This is a genomic window from Thermosyntropha sp. (assembly GCF_017656155.1).
In the GTDB taxonomy this organism is placed as follows: Bacteria; Bacillota; Syntrophomonadia; order Syntrophomonadales; family Syntrophomonadaceae; genus Thermosyntropha.
Window position 1 is genome coordinate 155,386 of the sequence record NZ_JACDOH010000005.1, and the last position, 16,403, is coordinate 171,788.

The 16,403-nt window shown below is 40.8% G+C and carries 17 protein-coding genes; 7 read left to right on the forward strand and 10 right to left on the reverse strand.

All coding sequences use genetic code 11. The features are described from left to right. Positions 1 to 14: 14 nt before the first annotated feature. The 6 genes from H0Z36_RS06730 to H0Z36_RS06755 form a co-directional block, all read right to left on the reverse strand. Positions 15 to 431, reverse strand: a complete 417-nt coding sequence (locus H0Z36_RS06730; RefSeq protein WP_296864763.1) for a prepilin-type N-terminal cleavage/methylation domain-containing protein — start codon at positions 429 to 431, stop codon at positions 15 to 17. Then, positions 422 to 1,171, reverse strand: a complete 750-nt coding sequence (locus tag H0Z36_RS06735; RefSeq protein ID WP_296864765.1) for an A24 family peptidase — start codon at positions 1,169 to 1,171, stop codon at positions 422 to 424. The genes H0Z36_RS06730 and H0Z36_RS06735 overlap by 10 nt, the downstream gene beginning before the upstream one ends. Positions 1,172 to 1,199: 28 nt before the next feature. Further along, complete coding sequence (locus H0Z36_RS06740) at positions 1,200 to 1,598, reverse strand: prepilin-type N-terminal cleavage/methylation domain-containing protein (protein ID WP_296864766.1); 399 nt, start codon at positions 1,596 to 1,598, stop codon at positions 1,200 to 1,202. Between the two features lie 110 nt (positions 1,599 to 1,708). Next, a complete protein-coding gene (locus H0Z36_RS06745) occupies positions 1,709 to 2,926 on the reverse strand; it encodes a type II secretion system F family protein (protein WP_296864768.1) in 1,218 nt (405 codons plus the stop codon). Between the two features lie 16 nt (positions 2,927 to 2,942). Further along, positions 2,943 to 4,001 (reverse strand): type IV pilus twitching motility protein PilT, encoded by a 1,059-nt coding sequence (locus H0Z36_RS06750; protein ID WP_366508874.1) that lies wholly within the window; start codon positions 3,999 to 4,001, stop codon positions 2,943 to 2,945. A gap of 3 nt (positions 4,002 to 4,004) precedes the next feature. After that, positions 4,005 to 5,696 carry an ATPase, T2SS/T4P/T4SS family gene (locus H0Z36_RS06755; protein ID WP_296864770.1) on the reverse strand — a complete coding sequence of 564 codons (1,692 nt, stop codon included), beginning with the start codon at positions 5,694 to 5,696 and terminating at the stop codon, positions 4,005 to 4,007. Positions 5,697 to 6,008: 312 nt separating this feature from the next. On the opposite strand from H0Z36_RS06755, the gene H0Z36_RS06760 reads away from it, so the two are divergent. From H0Z36_RS06760 to H0Z36_RS06775, 4 genes are all read left to right on the forward strand, one after another. Then, on the forward strand, positions 6,009 to 7,817 hold the full coding sequence (locus H0Z36_RS06760) for a carboxypeptidase-like regulatory domain-containing protein (protein WP_296864772.1): 1,809 nt from the start codon (positions 6,009 to 6,011) through the stop codon (positions 7,815 to 7,817). An 18-nt stretch (positions 7,818 to 7,835) separates the two neighbouring features. Then, complete coding sequence (locus H0Z36_RS06765) at positions 7,836 to 8,354, forward strand: hypothetical protein (RefSeq protein WP_296864774.1); 519 nt, start codon at positions 7,836 to 7,838, stop codon at positions 8,352 to 8,354. A gap of 2 nt (positions 8,355 to 8,356) precedes the next feature. Next, positions 8,357 to 9,886, forward strand: a complete 1,530-nt coding sequence (locus H0Z36_RS06770; protein WP_296864776.1) for a hypothetical protein — start codon at positions 8,357 to 8,359, stop codon at positions 9,884 to 9,886. Positions 9,887 to 10,041: 155 nt separating this feature from the next. Further along, positions 10,042 to 11,925, forward strand: a complete 1,884-nt coding sequence (locus tag H0Z36_RS06775) for a long-chain fatty acid--CoA ligase (protein ID WP_296864778.1) — start codon at positions 10,042 to 10,044, stop codon at positions 11,923 to 11,925. A gap of 73 nt (positions 11,926 to 11,998) precedes the next feature. Here H0Z36_RS06775 and H0Z36_RS06780 read toward each other — a convergent pair whose 3' ends face one another. Continuing rightward, a complete protein-coding gene (locus tag H0Z36_RS06780; protein WP_296864780.1) occupies positions 11,999 to 12,604 on the reverse strand; it encodes a TetR/AcrR family transcriptional regulator in 606 nt (201 codons plus the stop codon). Between the two features lie 137 nt (positions 12,605 to 12,741). Here H0Z36_RS06780 and H0Z36_RS06785 point away from each other — a divergent pair, with 137 nt between their 5' ends. Beyond that, on the forward strand, positions 12,742 to 14,073 hold the full coding sequence (locus tag H0Z36_RS06785; protein WP_296864782.1) for a hypothetical protein: 1,332 nt from the start codon (positions 12,742 to 12,744) through the stop codon (positions 14,071 to 14,073). A 5-nt stretch (positions 14,074 to 14,078) separates the two neighbouring features. Here the strand turns inward: H0Z36_RS06785 and H0Z36_RS06790 are convergent, their stop codons facing one another. From H0Z36_RS06790 to H0Z36_RS06800, 3 genes are read right to left on the reverse strand one after another with little or no spacing between them, the layout of a single operon-like run. Beyond that, positions 14,079 to 14,267, reverse strand: coding sequence for a ferritin family protein (locus tag H0Z36_RS06790; protein ID WP_296864784.1), 189 nt, complete (start codon positions 14,265 to 14,267; stop codon positions 14,079 to 14,081). A 60-nt stretch (positions 14,268 to 14,327) separates the two neighbouring features. After that, positions 14,328 to 14,849, reverse strand: a complete 522-nt coding sequence (locus H0Z36_RS06795) for a ferritin (RefSeq protein ID WP_296864785.1) — start codon at positions 14,847 to 14,849, stop codon at positions 14,328 to 14,330. Positions 14,850 to 14,872: 23 nt separating this feature from the next. Beyond that, positions 14,873 to 15,133: a hypothetical protein gene (locus H0Z36_RS06800; RefSeq protein WP_296864787.1), complete on the reverse strand. Its 261-nt coding sequence runs from the start codon at positions 15,131 to 15,133 to the stop codon at positions 14,873 to 14,875. A gap of 169 nt (positions 15,134 to 15,302) precedes the next feature. On the opposite strand from H0Z36_RS06800, the gene H0Z36_RS06805 reads away from it, so the two are divergent. Next, positions 15,303 to 16,019 carry a DUF421 domain-containing protein gene (locus tag H0Z36_RS06805; protein WP_296864789.1) on the forward strand — a complete coding sequence of 239 codons (717 nt, stop codon included), beginning with the start codon at positions 15,303 to 15,305 and terminating at the stop codon, positions 16,017 to 16,019. A 17-nt stretch (positions 16,020 to 16,036) separates the two neighbouring features. Continuing rightward, a complete protein-coding gene (locus tag H0Z36_RS06810; RefSeq protein ID WP_296864791.1) occupies positions 16,037 to 16,402 on the forward strand; it encodes a DUF4363 family protein in 366 nt (121 codons plus the stop codon). Position 16,403 lies beyond the last annotated feature (1 nt).

Consider the following 16,403-nt stretch of genomic DNA (forward strand, 5'->3'; position numbering starts at 1 on the left):
AACAACCTTTATTCTCACTTTTTGGCAATAACCCTGCTCAACTCTGTCAGTTTTTTCATGTCTTCAGTTCTGTAAACTGCAATCCTGGTCAGGAATAAACTGTCTCCCGTCCCGTATTTTTCAACTTCCAGAACTGCCTGCATCCCCCCAGGAGGGTTTTTTATATCCGCATCTTTCAAATCGCTTAAAGCCATATTCTCTCTTATCTCCCCCGGATATGCATAAAGATATTCCAGGACTGAAACTGCATAGTCGGCAGCTGTTCCCTTATCTCCTGCCATACCTATCCACATATATGAAAGAGTAAAAAGAGGAAGAAAAAAAACCGTCAAAAGGGAAATTATAACCAGGGATACCAGCACTTCAATCAGGGTAAAACCAGAATCATCCATCAAAAATTTTGATTTGCCTCTTTCCCCATCTAAAAACACCTCCACCCGCCTAAATAATAAAACAGTATTTCATCTGCAAACATAAACGAAATCCAGGCGGAAACGGCCAGAAAAGGGCCAAACCTTACTTCCGTTTTGCGCCCCCCTTTTCCCGTCGCCAGCAAAAACAAAGCCCATATCCCTCCGGCCAGAGATGAGAGGATAAAGGTCGCCAATGCCCCCTTAAGGCCGGTAAAAGCCCCGATTACCGCTGCCAGTTTAACATCTCCTCCTCCCATGCCGCCGCGGGATAAAACGGCTGCCAAAAGATAAACAGCTGCCAAAGAAGCTGCACCCGCCAGGCTGTTTTTTACGCCTATGCCTGTGAAAGAAAGCGCAAGTCCTGCCACTACACCCGGATAAGTAATCTTATTTGGGATAATTCCTTTTTTTATGTCAATTATCGCCGCCGGAATGAGAAGTGAAGTTAATACAATACCTGTCAGGGTCTGCAATGTCAATCCGTATTTCATGTAAACCAGCACAAACAGGAAGCCGGTTAAAAGCTCAACCGCCGGATAAACCGGGGATATTTGACTATTGCAGTACCTGCACCTTCCCTTAAGGAAAACATAGCTCAAAACCGGTATCAAATCTAAAGCCTTAAGCCTTATTCCACATTCCGGGCAAAAACTGCCCGGCCATACTACCGACTTTCCCTCGGGAAGCCGGTATATGACCACATTGAGAAAAGAACCGATGATAAGGCCGAGGAGAAAAACAAAAACAACAAAAATCATTTTTCTACAACTCTCAAAGCAAAATGTTTTAAATTCTTCCAGGCGTAACGGTTATTGTAATCTTGTCTACTGTATCACCAGAATCTGCTTTAACTGTTACTTTGTAGTCACCACTCAACCCAATTCCACTAGGAACCTCAGGCTTTTTATCCAAATAACCATCACTTACAAGGTCATCCATTATATCTGTGTTACCATCCCAAGTATAATTTTCCCCATTTATATAAGCCATCTCTGCTGCCTTTTCAATCATCATAACATTAGCATTGTGGGCTTTCTTTTTCGAACTAGTTAAAGTAGCTCCAAACCTCGGCACCGCAATAGCCGCCAATATGGCCAGTATCGCCATTACCACGATAAGCTCGACCAGGGTAAACCCTTTTTGATTCTCTTCTCTTTTCATCATCTGCCCCAACTTGATAAGCATAAAACATCTCCTCCTTAATTATTCAGTCCCATGAAGTAAAATTTAAGACAGGCAATTTTCCCTTTCTCACTCTCACCCCCTTCAAAGGAGCAGTTTTACGTTCGTTACCCTTAAACCCCTGCGCCTACCACATTGACCATCTCAAATACCGGCAGAAGGGTAGAAACTACCACTCCGCCTACCATCAGTGCTACTACAATAATCAAAAGCGGTTCAAGCATTGCCATCAGGGAATCAACCGTATGCATAACCTCTCTTTCAAAATAATCGGAAAGCTTTACCAGCATCCCGTCCAGTGCCCCGGTTTCTTCCCCTACCGCTATCATCTGCACCACCATAGGCTCAAAAACCCCGGTTTGCGCGAGCGGAACATTTATGTAGTCCCCTTCGCTTATGCTTTCCCTGGCTTCGCGAATAGCTCTGGCAATAACAGCATTTCCCACCACATCTTCCACCACTTCCATAGCCTGCAGGACGGGGATCCCTGAACGGAGCAGTGTGCCCATAGTCCTGGCAAAGCGGGCTACCGTAATCTTGGAAACCGCCTTGCCTGTAAGGGGAAGCCTGAGATAAAGTGAATCGAAGAAAAATCTCCCCCTATCCGTCCTTCCCCAGGCCTTGAGACCTAAAGCCAAGGCAATAACAGCTGTGAGCAAAAGGAACCACTTCTGCTTCAAAAAAAGCCCGATGCCTAAAAGCATCCTGGTAGGAGCAGGAAGCTCCGCTCCGGCCGATTCAAACATGCCGGCAAATGTAGGCATGATGAAGCTGATTATAAAGAAGACAACAGCCACTGCAAAAACTGCAATTATGGAAGGATAAATCGAAGCAGTCTTTACCTTGGAATTAATCTCGTCTTCCCTTTCCAAATGCTCGCACAGTCTTTCCAAAACACCTTCCAAAACGCCTCCCAGCTCTCCTGCCCTTACCATACTTACATAAACCTTGGAAAACACCTTCGGATGCCTGGCTAAAGCCTGCCACAGAGGAATTCCTTCTTCAATATCGTCTCTCACCTGAATCAGGGTTTTCCTTAAAAGCTTATTTTCTGTCTGTTCGGCCAATATATTAAAAGCCCTGAGTATGGAGAGCCCTGCCGAAAGCATGGTGGCAAGCTGCCTGGTCATAAGCACCAGGTCGCGGGTTGGAACCCTCCCCAAACTGAAACTCAGTTCAATCTGACGGCTGGAAGCCTGTACCTCTTCCAAACGGGTGATGTAATAATTCTGGCTTAGGAGGCTTTGAATAACCGCATCCCGGTCATCCGCCTCCAAAATTCCCCTCAAAAGATTTCCCTGAACATCGCGAACCTTATATTCAAACTGCAAAATATACCTCCTCCCCCTAGAAAATTTTCATTTCCTTATTTGCAAGCCTTCGGTTCAGTTCCTCCAGGCTTATAAGGCCTCGGTCATACAAGCTGCGCAGGGACTTTTCCATGGTAATCATACCGGTGCCAGCACTCGTCTGCAGAACCGAATAAATCTGGTGAATCTTGTTTTCCCTGATAAGATTGCGTACAGCCGGAGTAGCAACTAAAACCTCCACCGCTACCACCCTCCCTTTCCCATCAATTCGGGGAACAAGCTGCTGACTTACAATTCCCTGCAGGGAATTGGCAAGCTGCACCCTTATCTGGGTCTGCTGTTCCGGTGGAAATACATCTATTATACGGGCAACAGTCTGGGACGCACTTCCCGAATGCAGGGAAGCCAATACCAGATGCCCGGTTTCGGCTGCTGTAATAGCAGTTGAAATTGTTTCTAAATCCCTCATCTCTCCCACCATAATCACATCCGGATCCTGTCTCAAAGCTGCCCTTAAAGCAAGCGGAAAAGATACTGTATCCATGCCTACTTCTCTCTGGTTTATTATGCATTTATTATGCCGGTGCAGGTATTCAATAGGGTCTTCCAGAGTTAAAATATGCAGGCTGCGCGTTCGATTCATCAAATCAATCATAGCCGCCAAAGTTGTAGATTTTCCGCTTCCGGTAACCCCGGTCACCAGCACCAGCCCGGTATCTTTCATGGCAAACTCCTTCACTGTCGGCGGGAGCCCTAAATCGTCTATATTAGGAACATTTATAGGGATTATCCGGATAGCGGCTGCCATGGAACCGCGCTGGACATAAAGATTTACCCTGAATCTTCCTATCCCCGGAAAGGCATTGGAAAAATCCACCTGGCCTTTTTCCTTTAAATTCCTTTCCACTTCCTCATTGGGGATTATCTCCCTGGCCAGCCGCACAGTATCATCCTGGGTTAATACCTGGTCGCTGTCAAATGAAACAAGCCTGCCGTTTACCCGGTAAACCGGGGGACGAAATACAGTCAGGTGGACATCGGAAGCCCCAATTTCAACTGCTCTCGTTATTATCTCCAAAGCTGACAAAACAGACATCTTTTATCCTCCCAAATATACCGCCTTCATTACTTCTTCCAGGGAAGTAATCCCTTTTTTGGCTTTTAAAATACCGTCTTCCTTTATCGTTTTCATCCCCTCACCTATCGCTTTCGCTTCTATCATCTCTTCACTGACATTTCCTCTCCCTATCAATTCTTTTATAGGTGCAGCAACCGGCATTATCTCCTGCAGGGCGGTTCGTCCCTGATACCCTATCTGCCTGCACATGTTGCAGCCGACAGGGCGAAAAAACTGCTGCCCTGCTTCTTCAGGTATGCCAAGCCTTGCTGCCATCTCTTCATCCAGCACATAAGGCTGTTTGCAGTTGGGACACAGCTGGCGAACCAGCCTCTGCGACACAATGCCGATAAGGGAGGAAGAAAGCAGAAAACCTTCAATCCCCATATCCAAAAGCCTGGCAATTGTTCCGGCTGCACTGTTGGTATGCAGGGTAGACAGAACCAAATGCCCGGTTAAAGCTGCTTTTACTGCCAGTTCCGCTGTTTCATTATCCCTTATTTCGCCTACCATGATAATATCCGGATCCTGCCTTAAAACAGCCCTGAGACCGCTGGCAAAAGTAAGGCCGGCCCTGACATTAATTTGCACCTGGTTGATACCAGCCAGGGAATACTCTACAGGATCTTCTAAAGTTATAATATTTTTGTCAACTGAATTTATTTCATTTAGTAAAGCATACAAGGTAGATGTTTTTCCCGATCCGGTAGGTCCGGTTACTATAAGCATTCCGTGGGGTCTTCTGGCCAAACGCAAGAGCTTCTCCTGATTCTGCGGGGTTAAACCCAGCTGTTCTATCCTGGTTAAAGCACTGGAACGGTCTAATATGCGCAGAACCACCTTTTCTCCATAGGTGGTGGGAAGGGTGGAAACGCGAAAATCAACTTCTCTTCCCTCAAACATCATATTAAACCTTCCATCCTGGGGAATACGCTTTTCCGCTATATCAATCGACGACATTATCTTAAGGCGTGAAACTACGGCTGCCTCTGAGGCTTTCGGAATATGCAAAACCTCATAAAGTTCGCCATCTACCCGAAAACGAACCCGCATATCTTCCTCCTGGGGTTCCATATGAATGTCGCTGCACCTTCCCTGCACCGCCTGGGTTAATATAGAGTTGACCATGCGGACAACAGGAGCATCATCTTCTATCCTTACAGGCGCATAAGATTCCTTTCTGTTTTGTCTGGCGGTCTCTTTCAGCTCTCCTAAAATTTTTTCTATGCCAGGGTCGAGACGAAATGCCAAATACTGGCGGATAGCATTATCCAGTTCCCTTTCACTGGCTAAAACCGGAATTATATCAAGCCCGCTCGCCATGCGGGCATCATCTATGGCCTGCTGATTTAAAGGATCAGCCATCGCCAGCATAAGAGAAGTGCTGGTTTTATTAACAGGTAAAATTTTGTGTTTTCTCATTACATGCGGAGGTATCAATCTTACAACCTCCGGGTCGATGTCCATCTTGCTCAGCTGAACATGGGGAATTCCCATCATAAATTCCAGGGTCTCTAAAAGCTGCTGTTCGGTAATAAAACCTTTATTCACCAAAATTTTGCCAATCCGCTCATGAGTCCCCTTCTGCTCAGCTAAAGCCTCTTCCAACTGCTCCCGGGTTATTATCCCTAACTCAAGCAGCATTTCTCCCATCATTTTCTGCTTTTTTGGCATACTATATCTCCACCTTCAGTAATACATCTTTTTATGACATAAGTCCTTTTATTTTTTGCAATTTCAAAAAATTACCATTTTTTTAATAGTTATTATAATAATGAATTTAGAAAATTGTAAACACTTTCGACAATTTAAACTACTTTAAGTCAAAAATAACTATAATTTTTCAATATATAAACCATAACTTTTCCAAAGACTTTTCTCCTATTTTTTATTTTTTTAAAATAAGTTAAACTTTAAATAAAATTAACCTCAGCTGTTTTACTATGCTAAAAGGACCTAACAATATGCGGGGAGGCTATAAAATTAATGAAATTCAATAAGATCAGCCAAATCTTTGCCGACCAGAAAGGCTTCACCCTTCTCGAACTGCTCCTTTCAGTGCTAATCCTTGCTATTATTATAACTGCTTTTGCACCAATAATCACTTTCACCGCACAAAACTTCGAATACAACCGGGCTAAAATGACAGCAGTAAAACTGGCCAATAAAAAAATGGAAGAAATCCGCAGTCTTTCCTTTGGTGATATCGGAACAATCGGAGGAAATCCGGCTGGAGCCATTCCTCCGCTCGAAGAGGTAAAAGTGGGCAGGCATACCTTTCTCATTGAAACCTATGTTAACTGGATAGAGGAAGGCGGCTGCCTTTCCGGACAAAATGCCGACTGGGACTATAAACAGGTGCGGATTACGGTAACCTGTCCCGGCTTTTTTTATCAGGGAAAACAGACTGTCCGGGAAGAATTAAGCTCACTTTTTGCCCGTGATTCAGAACAGCCTGCTATGACCGGTGCCAACCTGAGAGTATGTGTATTCAGGGCATGGGGAGCCGGGCTGAATCCGAATACAGGAGAATTCGACCAGAACAGCTTGAAACCGGTTTCAGGGGTTAAAGTTACTGCCAACTCGATTCATGTCCATACCACCTTGAAAGGCTCTGCCCTTTTCTTAGGGCTTAATCCGGGAAACTATACAGTAAATATCGACCCTTCCGCCAGAGGATTTATTATCTTTCCCGGCTCCTATCCAAAAAATGATATTTCTGTAACAAACGGCAATACAGTTCAGCTTTTTGGCTTTGTAGAAGAACCGTGCAGCTTAAAAGTTTTTCTCAAAACTTTAAACGAAGCTCCTGTTCACCTGTCGTTAAGCTCTGGCCAAAAAGCAAAGCTGGCTTTGCTGCAGCCTTATGGAGACCAACTGGTTCATGAATTTACATCAACTTCTTCAAATGGAGAAATTCCAAATCATCCTTTTTTCGATCTATGGCCGGTAGGGGCAGGTTTTGCCGGTTTATACAGCTTTGATAAAGATCTTTTACATATACCCGGCTATGTTTCTTCAGGCCTTAATGGCGAACACGGAGCATTTGACAAAGACATAAATCAGGCATGGCATGGCGACTTTTTGGCTCCGGGAACCCGAAAAAACCTAATCATATACTTGATTAAAATACCTGATGCAGATAATGCTCCCGGTGCAGATCCCAGTTGGACCAATGGAAACAGTCCTCAGATAAAGCATAATAACAATCTGCTTTCCGACCGGGGAATCGCTTTTGAAACTGTAATAATCGACCCTGAGGCTGAACCTCCAATGACTATGCATATTTTAAAACCTTGCAACTTCAGAACTGAACACAATTCTGACGAACTCGTTCTAAGCACAGGTTCGCCTCAGTACACGGCCAGCGAATTATATTTTACCAATAAAAAACTTACAATTTCCGCCCAGTCCGAACTGAAGCTCAAAAGCAACCTGCTGGTATTTAACAGTGAAGTTATTCTGGAAAAACACAAAAAACCCTCGAAAGATGGAAAACTTACATTAAATGTAATTACCGGTAATGTCCCATATGATAATACCTATGTTTCTATATACGACCAGAACGGAACCCCAGTAATAAAAAAAGCTGCAGACGGTTCAGAAATCGAGGACTATAAAGGAAACAAAGGTATAAGCGGACGCAAATATGGAGAAGTATATTTCTCCAATGATGTAAAAGATAACAGAGGCAATATATTAATAAAAAAAGGCGCTTATTATTTTCCCGACGGCTTTGAGCTGCCCGGCGATGCAAATAAATCTCCTGCAGAAGGCGGGCTTTTGAGAAAATAAATATTAAGGCAGGTTTGTATGAAAATGGTAAAAAACCAGTTAAACGAAAAAGGCATAACTTTGCTGGAACTTATTCTGGTATTAAGCCTCCTCACCATTGCGGTAGGAGCAATATTCAACTTCTATTTTCTGGTCCAAAAAAACTGGAATAAAGCAGATGCTGACAGTGCTGCCCTGAATGAAGTCCGCAGTTTTTTATCCGGTTTTGAAAAAGAAGTCCGAAGTGCATCGAGTATAACATTAGACAGTAACAGCCTGGAAATCCAACTTTCTGTTGACGGTAAAGATAAAACCGTTCAATACAGGGCAAGAAGCGGCAGCCTTGAAAAAAGCAGCCAGCTTCAGAATTCATCGTCTAATTTTAAAACAATTATACAAAACATATCTCCTCTAACCGACCCTGACAATAATCCCTTGCCTTACTTTGAAAGAAAAGGAAAAAATATCTACGTAAAGTTTTACGTTAATCCGAATAATACCAGCACAAAACCGATTATTGTAAATGAAGTATTTACACTGCGCAATAAGGGGGTATAATCTTGAATTACTTAAAAAAGCTGCTTCACAATGAAAAAGGCATAAGTCTCCCCATAGTTCTCCTCCTTTTTGTTCCCATAGTCATCTTGGCTTATTCGGCCTTAAACCTTTCCACGGCGCAGAACTCCTTTATTTCCAAATATGACAGCGGGGTAAATGCACTGCACTATGCAGAAGCCGGCATAAACCATTATCTGTGGTCATTAAACAAAACAGAAACCAGCTTTCCACATTTAAATCGGGAAGTCCCTTTTGAAAACGGCAAATACATGGTAACCGTCCTGGAACAGGGTGAAGGCTATGTAAAGATAAAATCTACCGGATGGACTGATAAAGAACCAAATATAAAACGCACCATAACTGCGGTTTTAGCTAAACGCAACTTTACCCGCTATTCCTATTTTTCTGACAACGATCCTTCTGAGATACGCTGGGTCAGCAGTGACATAGTCTACGGTCCTTACCACACCAACGGCGATCTGGTTATAGACGGCAATCCTACATTTTACGGACGGGTAACCTACAGCGGAAGGATTCACTTCTATAACGGAGTCTGGAAAGGTGGAGCAAGTGACCCTGACTTTAACGGTCCTTACCCGGTAAACGGCAGCTATCCTAAGTTTATGAAAGGTATTCAATGGGCAGCCCCCTTAGAATTCCCCTTAAGCAACAGCCAGCTCAAAATAAGGGCGCAAAACGGAGGCTATTACTATGAAGGGCGAACCAGCATAAGGTTAAACCCAGACGGCACGGTTACTATCCGCAACAAAACCAATCCGGCTGAAACTAAGCCGCTTCCGTCCAATGGGGTTATATATATAGATGGAACCACCGGAAATGAAAACCGCAAATTTAACCTTAATATGGGCAACGCTTTTGTAGCAGGAACACTTAAAGGAAAACTGACCATCGCAGCAGCTAATGACATATACATCACCGGACGGGATCCTGTTAACTATACTTTTAATTCTGCTTCTGCAGTTGGAACTGGTGGAATATCAGGAGGTGGAGGAATAACCTATGCCGGGACTACCTTCACCGAAGTCCGGGAAAATGGGGTTTTAACCGGCTATAAAGCAAACGGCGATGATATGTTGGGACTTGTCGCCAATAACAATATCTTGATTTTGTGTAAAGGTTGGTTTGATAATCCTGATCCTGATGTCCGGTGGTCTTGGGGATGGCACTATGATCCTCAGATCGATGCTGCTCCTGATAAAGCTAATGTCTATGCTGCAGTTTTTGCCATCAACGGCTCCTTTGGATTTGAAAAACTTAATAATTCTTCTCCTTATTGGCTTATCTATAGTGGATTTTTTAAAGATGAATACATAAAAAAAGATACTATTTTTCTACGCGGAGCCTTAATTCAGAAGACCCGCGGCGAAGTTGGCGAAAGCATCGGAACTATCCATACCGGCTACCGCAGCAAAAACTATGCCTATGATGATCGCATGACCTTTGAAGCCCCCCCGCACTTTATAGAACCGAGTAATCAGGGATGGGAAATCATATCCTGGCAGGAATCTTAAATCCCGCGAGCGTTTTTTTGTCTGCTTAAAATTCGTTTAGTAAATTAAGCTTACTAAAAATTAATCATTGAATATTTTATTTAAATCTGTTATATATAAACTAAACTTACCGGTAGGTATAGTAAAACAGTATGTAATATTCGGGGGGAAAAATAATGAAGAACAAATCCGGGTTTATCTTGGAAAACACGCTTGTGGAACAGGAATTTGAAGCTAAGGTGGCTGAAGAAAAACATTTGGGTTTGATGATTAAAAAACGGGTTAAAAAATATGGCAGAAATAAAATTGCAGTTAGGCATAAGCTCTACGGACAATGGGAATCTTTTACCTGGCAGGAATTTGGCGATATGATCGATGACTGCGCTGCCGCTCTGATTAAACTAGGAGTAAAAGAAGAAGAATTTGTCGGAATATTCTCTCCCAACTGTGTATTCTGGGCAGTAGCCGATTTTGCCTGTTTTAACATAAGGGCTGCCTCTGTTCCGATATATGCCACCAATTCGGCAGCCGAGCTTAAGTATATAGTAGACCATGCGGAAATCAGGGTTTTATTTGTCTGCACAGAAGAACAATACCGGAAAGCCATGAGCATAAAAAATAATTCGCCGAGTCTTGAATACATAATCGTTTTCGACAGGCGGGTAGCTATTGATAAAAATGACAATATATTATATTTTGATGATTTTCTGAAACTGGGAAAAGCTCCAGAGCTAAAAACAGAAATGGAGAAACGGCTTAATAAAGTAGATTCTGGAGACCTCGCCAGCATAATTTATACCAGCGGGACTACTGGAACGCCTAAAGGGGTTATGCTTACCCACCGCAACTGGTTTGCCATGTTTCTGCAAAACCACATAGATTTTACCGGGGTAAAGCCCGGCTATCGCATTTATGTAGATGAAGACGCCGTAAATTTGGCATTTCTTCCTTTATCCCATGTATTTGAAAGGGCCTGGACTTATAATATATTCTGCGGCGGAGGCCAGATTGACTACTGCCACGATACAAAAGCCTTGGAAGAATTCTTGCAGGAATCTAAACCTCACTACATGTCTTCAGTTCCACGCCTGTGGGAAAAAATCTACGCTAAAGTTATGCATGATTTAGACAGCGCTTCCCCATTAAAACAAAAGCTATTCTCATGGTCAATAAAAACCGGTAAAGATTATCACTATAAACTGAAAGAAGGAAAAACCCCCTTTACGCTTAAATTAAAATACCGGCTGGCAGATAAAATAGTTTTAGGTAAAATACGCGCCGTTTTCGGCGGCCGTCCCAAAGTTTACAATGTTGGAGGAGCTCCTTTTTCAGGAGAAATCGGCGAATTTTTCTTTGCGGCAGGGGTATACCTGTTCCAGGGATACGGACTTACCGAATGTTTTCCCATATGTGTATCAACCCCTGAGAACAATGAATTTGGCACCTGTGGTCCGGTAGTTCCGTTAATAGATGTCCGCATATCTGAAGAAGGGGAAATCCAGGCTAAAGGACCAGCTATGACTTCAGGCTACTATAAAGACCCGGAAAAAACAAAAGAAATATTTACAGAAGATGGCTGGCTTAGAACAGGAGATATAGGGGACATTAACGATAACGGCTTTCTGGTAATAACAGACAGGCTCAAGGATTTATTTAAAACATCTGGCGGCAAATATATTGCCCCTCAACATATTGAAACCCTGCTTATTGAAGATTATTATATAGAACAAGCAGTAGCAATAGGAGATAACAGAAAATTTGTTTCTGCTCTGATAGTTCCGGCTTTTGAACCTTTAAAAGAATATGCTAAAAGCCAGGGAATAGAATTTAAAAATAACGAAGAATTAGTGCAAAATCCTCGTATCATTGAATTTTACCAAAAACGTATAGACGAACTCACAAAAGATTTAGGACAGGTTGAAAAAATTAAGAAATTTACCCTTATGCCGCGTGAATTTACCCAGGAAAATGGCGAAATCACCCCTACACTTAAAATCAGACGCAAGGTAATAAATGAAAAATATCGTTCAATAATCGACAATATGTATAAAGATGATTAAAAATAAAAAGCTTATTTTAATCAGGGTCAAACTGCTGATTAAAATAAGCTTTTCTTTTTAATTTTTTCTCAATTTATTCTAAACTATTTTTCCTTATATATTCAATCATAGCCGGAATACCTGCCTTAAAAAAGGCTTCCCACAAACTTAAAAGCTCTTCTGTTTTTACCATGTCTTCTTCCAAAATAAGCTGGATAGCCTGTCCATCTATCATAGCAACGGTAGAGGAAGCCAAAGCCCTTTTAAATTTTATATCCGGAAAATCATAAAGAACATCTATAGCCTCTTCCGTTGTATCCAGCCATCCCTTAAATTTCCGAACCACAAGTTCATGCAGTTCTTCTTTTTCTAAAACTGCCTCATGGGTAAGGTAAAACTGCAATTTATTATGTTCAGAATTGTATAAACGTCTGGCAATGCCGTTTAATATGACATTAAACAATTCTTCCTTACTATTTCCGGTAACAAGCGATTCTTTAACTGGTGCAACCGCTTCCTTTAAAAATCGGTCAGCCAACTCAAAAAGTATATAGTCTTTTCCCTGATAATGGTAATATAAACCTCCTTTGGTCATTCCCGCCTCTTCCGCAATAGCCTGCATACTGGCATCTTTTATTCCGCTGCGTGCAATAACCCGGCGTGCTGCTTCTAAAATCTGATCTTTTCCTGTCCCATTCATATTCTCAACCTGCTTTTTTGTTTTTATTATGTTCTTTAATTATACCAATACTAATAATAAAATGTCTAAACAATATAAAATCTAACCTTTTCAAATTGCAAAAATCTTTTATATAATTAGCTGATGAGGTGATTTTAATGGAAATGACATTTTACCGGTATTATATTCATCCATCACAGGATGCCGATTCAGGTGAACTGCTGGCTAAAAGTTTTGTAGCCGAAGGATTCAAACACTATACTGAAATCAAAAGCTGGTCAAAAGGAAATCATTCAGAAAAATTTTTTTATTTTAAAAAAATACCTAAAATAGAAATCCTGTGCCTGCGCCTGGACTTTGATGCAAATTTTACTTCTCAAATTCTGCAATATCTGAATGATTGCGAAAAAAAAGCTGAAATAGATACTACTTTTTTATTGGGCAAAATTGACGTTTGGGCTGGATATAAAATGCCCCTGGAAGAAACAGTAAATTTCGCTGCCAAGCATTACGATCTCTTATCTTTTAAACCAGTAGAAATAAAAATTGAAAAAAGCACAGCTGCAAGATTAAACTGGCTGTGGCCAAATGAAAAAGCAATCTATGCAGCAAGTATTGATCCACAAGATGAAAATGCCCAGTATTTTTTAGAATTTGAACTGCCCTGTATTGAAGCCTCGCTTTTAAAATTAGACAACATAACTAAATACTATAAAGAAAAGCTCCCTTTAATCACAAAGAAAAAAAATGAAATGGATCAGCGTTTAGCCCGAATCATTAATAGCAGCTTCTCTTCTATAAAAAATCAACAAGAGCTTATAAAAGAGCTGGAAAACCAACTGGAAAACCTGTCTTCCTTATACAGTATAATAGCAAGTGATTACAGCATTGTTTTAGAAGGAATTGATAAAATAAGTCAAGCCCTTAAATACAGCCAAAATCTTCTCTATAATAAACAAAAAAATAGTATCTTTGGTAAACAGCTTTATGAAAAAATATTCAATTATTATATATATAAACTCGAAGATATGAAAAACATCGAAAAAAATCTGCGCATAAGCCGGGAAAATTACCAGGCAGCTATTGATGTCCTAAGAAGTCGCCTTGATATACTCATAAGTCATGAAAACATTGAAACCCAACAGCAAATAAAAGAAATAATGGAGGTTAATATCTCTTTACAAAAACAAGGCTTAGTCTTCCAGTTTGCCGCCGGCCTTGTAGAATTCATTGTTTTAGCCTATTATAGCCATTCCCTTTGGAAAGCGCTATCACCTGCAGCCTACCATATGGTGGAAGGATGGATACAATTTATAATAGTCTGCCTGTTTTCCGGCTGCACAGTTTATCTTACCCATCTTATAGCTGAATATATCCAAGGTGAAAAACACTTTCTCAAAAGAATAATTACTTTGACAATCCTTCTTTTTATTTTATTAGCTGTAACTTTTGTTTTCGGTATAGCAGTAGAACAAGGGGCTATCCACTAGCCCCATTAATCCATAAGCTTTAATACCTTCAGTCGGTCATTCAGCTTCTTAAGATGCAGCCTTTCTTCTTCTGCAATCTGCTCAAAAAGCAGTCTGGTTTCCGGATCATCTGCCTCTAAAGCCTGATTTATATACCATTCATAAGACCTTGTTTCATTTTCAATGGCTATTTCTAAAGCCTTTCTAACTTTCACCTTGATTCCTCCCATTTTTAACAAAAGCGGAGAGAATTTTCTCCCCGCTTGCCTTTTTAATTACTGCTGACTGTTCGTGCTGGTTATCGGGGTATAAACCCTGGCTGCCATTTCCCGGTCTAAAAGCAGGATTCCTTTAGGATCATCTTTTACAAAACGAAAAGAAGCCAAGTTTTTCTCGGCATTTTCTTCTTCCTCCACCTGCTCATTGACAAACCACTGCAAGAACATAACTGTTTTGTGGTCTTTTTCCTCACTGGCAAGATCAAATAAATCATAAATAGAACGGGTGACCAACCTTTCATGTTCTACTGTCTTCTGCAGAACTTCCTCTGGAGAAGCAAAATCTGTCGGTGGAGCTTCAATAGCTCCCAGCTCAATTTTTGCTCCTACTCTGTTAAGATAATCGAAAATCAGCATAGCATGATCCCTTTCTTCCTGAGCCTGAATATGAAACCAGTTGGCAAAGCCATCTAAATTTTGTGATAAAAAATAGGCTTCCATCGAAAGATAAAGGTAGGCAGAATAAAATTCCTTTTGGATCTGTTCATTAAGTTTTGCTCTAAGTCTTTCACTTACCAAAGTATCATCTCCTTTTCCAATTTTTAATCTAATTTAAGTTCAATATATTCTGCCTTCACCCCGGAAAGCGCATTAAGACTATCTTTAAGTTCTTCCACTTCTTCAGGAGTTCCGCAAAGCTGCAGCATTATAAGGCCTTCTTCCGTGCAGGACGAATTTTCTACCTGAGGTATCCCTACGCGAACCTTTATAATACAACCATATTTGGTAAGTATCTCCTGAATCTCTTTTGCATTAATGCTCCGATTTTGGACTAATATCCCCATAACATTAAGGCATGACACTTAATATCCCCCCCTGCCAAAGATTTTAATCTTTAAAATCCTTTTGCAAATTCCTAACTAAGATTATAACTTAAACATCCTGCCATAGTATACCAATTTTTTTAAAAAAGAATTCATCCAAATGAATATGTAAATAATAAAAACAAAAAAACAAGGGATATGATTATATATGAGTGAAACAGCTGTAGTAATCGTCCGAAGTTTCATAGCATTTTTCACCCTTTTGATTTTTACCCGTTTTTTAGGTAAACAGCAAATAAGCCAGCTTACATTTTTTGAATACGTCCTCGGAATAACTATAGGCTCAATTGCAGGCACATTATCAGTTGACCTCAGCAGCCGTGCCTGGCCACACTGGGTAGGGTTATTTGTGTGGACTTTTACCGTCTTTGTAATGCAGAAAATATCCCTTAAATGGCCTAAAGCTTCCAAATATCTTACTGGTAAACCGGCCATAGTTATAATGAATGGCAAAATAATGGAAGAAACTATGAAAAATATGCGCTATACCATACCTGACCTTTTAGAACAGCTGCGGGAAAAAAATATTTTTGACTTAAACCAGGTAGCTTTTGCAGTCTTAGAAAATAACGGACAGCTATCCGTACTATTGAAACCGGAATATCAACCGGTAACCCGCGGTGATCTTCATCTTCCTCCTCAAAATGAAACATTAAATACAGAGATAATTATTGCAGGAAAGCTTATTCCAGAGAAGCTAAAAAAGATAGGCAAAGATGAAAAATGGCTCTTAAAAGAGCTTAATAAACAAGGAATTAAAAAATATGAAGAAGTATTTCTGGCGGTTTACAATCCCGTCCATTCAACCCTTTATATAGACAAATACAAGGACAAAATTAAAAAACCACAGGAAAATCCATATTAAGTTGAGGAGAAAACGATATGGGAAAAATAATATACTACACGAGCATAATTATAATTTTAAGTTTATTTGTCTTTATTCTTAATTCGGGAGATATAGCAAAAAAACCCTGGAACAGGGAAGATGATTTCGAATTTTATGCAGAATCTTTGCACAAAAATCTAAAGAGCGAAAACTGGATAGAAGCAAAAAAAGATTTAATCTCTCTGAAAAAAGCATGGAAAAAAACGGTAAAAAGGATTCAATACAGTGTAGAAAAAGATGAGATAAATGCGATAAATGTCAATCTGGCCAGGCTTACAGGCTATATAGAAAATAAAGATAAATCAGCAGGGCTGGCAGAAATACATGAAATTCAGGAGCACTGGCATAATCTGAATAACTGAA

Excerpts from the sequence above, each read along its gene's own strand:
- H0Z36_RS06735 (WP_296864765.1), bottom strand. The coding sequence starts at position 1,171 with ATGATTTTTGTTGTTTTTGTTTTTCTCCTCGGCCTTATCATCGGTTCT.
- H0Z36_RS06740 (WP_296864766.1), bottom strand. The coding sequence starts at position 1,598 with ATGCTTATCAAGTTGGGGCAGATGATGAAAAGAGAAGAGAATCAAAAA.
- H0Z36_RS06750 (WP_366508874.1), bottom strand. The coding sequence starts at position 4,001 with ATGTCTGTTTTGTCAGCTTTGGAGATAATAACGAGAGCAGTTGAAATT.
- H0Z36_RS06755 (WP_296864770.1), bottom strand. The coding sequence starts at position 5,696 with ATGCCAAAAAAGCAGAAAATGATGGGAGAAATGCTGCTTGAGTTAGGG.
- H0Z36_RS06760 (WP_296864772.1), top strand. The coding sequence starts at position 6,009 with ATGAAATTCAATAAGATCAGCCAAATCTTTGCCGACCAGAAAGGCTTC.
- H0Z36_RS06765 (WP_296864774.1), top strand. The coding sequence starts at position 7,836 with ATGAAAATGGTAAAAAACCAGTTAAACGAAAAAGGCATAACTTTGCTG.
- H0Z36_RS06775 (WP_296864778.1), top strand. The coding sequence starts at position 10,042 with ATGAAGAACAAATCCGGGTTTATCTTGGAAAACACGCTTGTGGAACAG.
- H0Z36_RS06780 (WP_296864780.1), bottom strand. The coding sequence starts at position 12,604 with ATGAATGGGACAGGAAAAGATCAGATTTTAGAAGCAGCACGCCGGGTT.
- H0Z36_RS06785 (WP_296864782.1), top strand. The coding sequence starts at position 12,742 with ATGGAAATGACATTTTACCGGTATTATATTCATCCATCACAGGATGCC.
- H0Z36_RS06805 (WP_296864789.1), top strand. The coding sequence starts at position 15,303 with ATGAGTGAAACAGCTGTAGTAATCGTCCGAAGTTTCATAGCATTTTTC.
- H0Z36_RS06810 (WP_296864791.1), top strand. The coding sequence starts at position 16,037 with ATGGGAAAAATAATATACTACACGAGCATAATTATAATTTTAAGTTTA.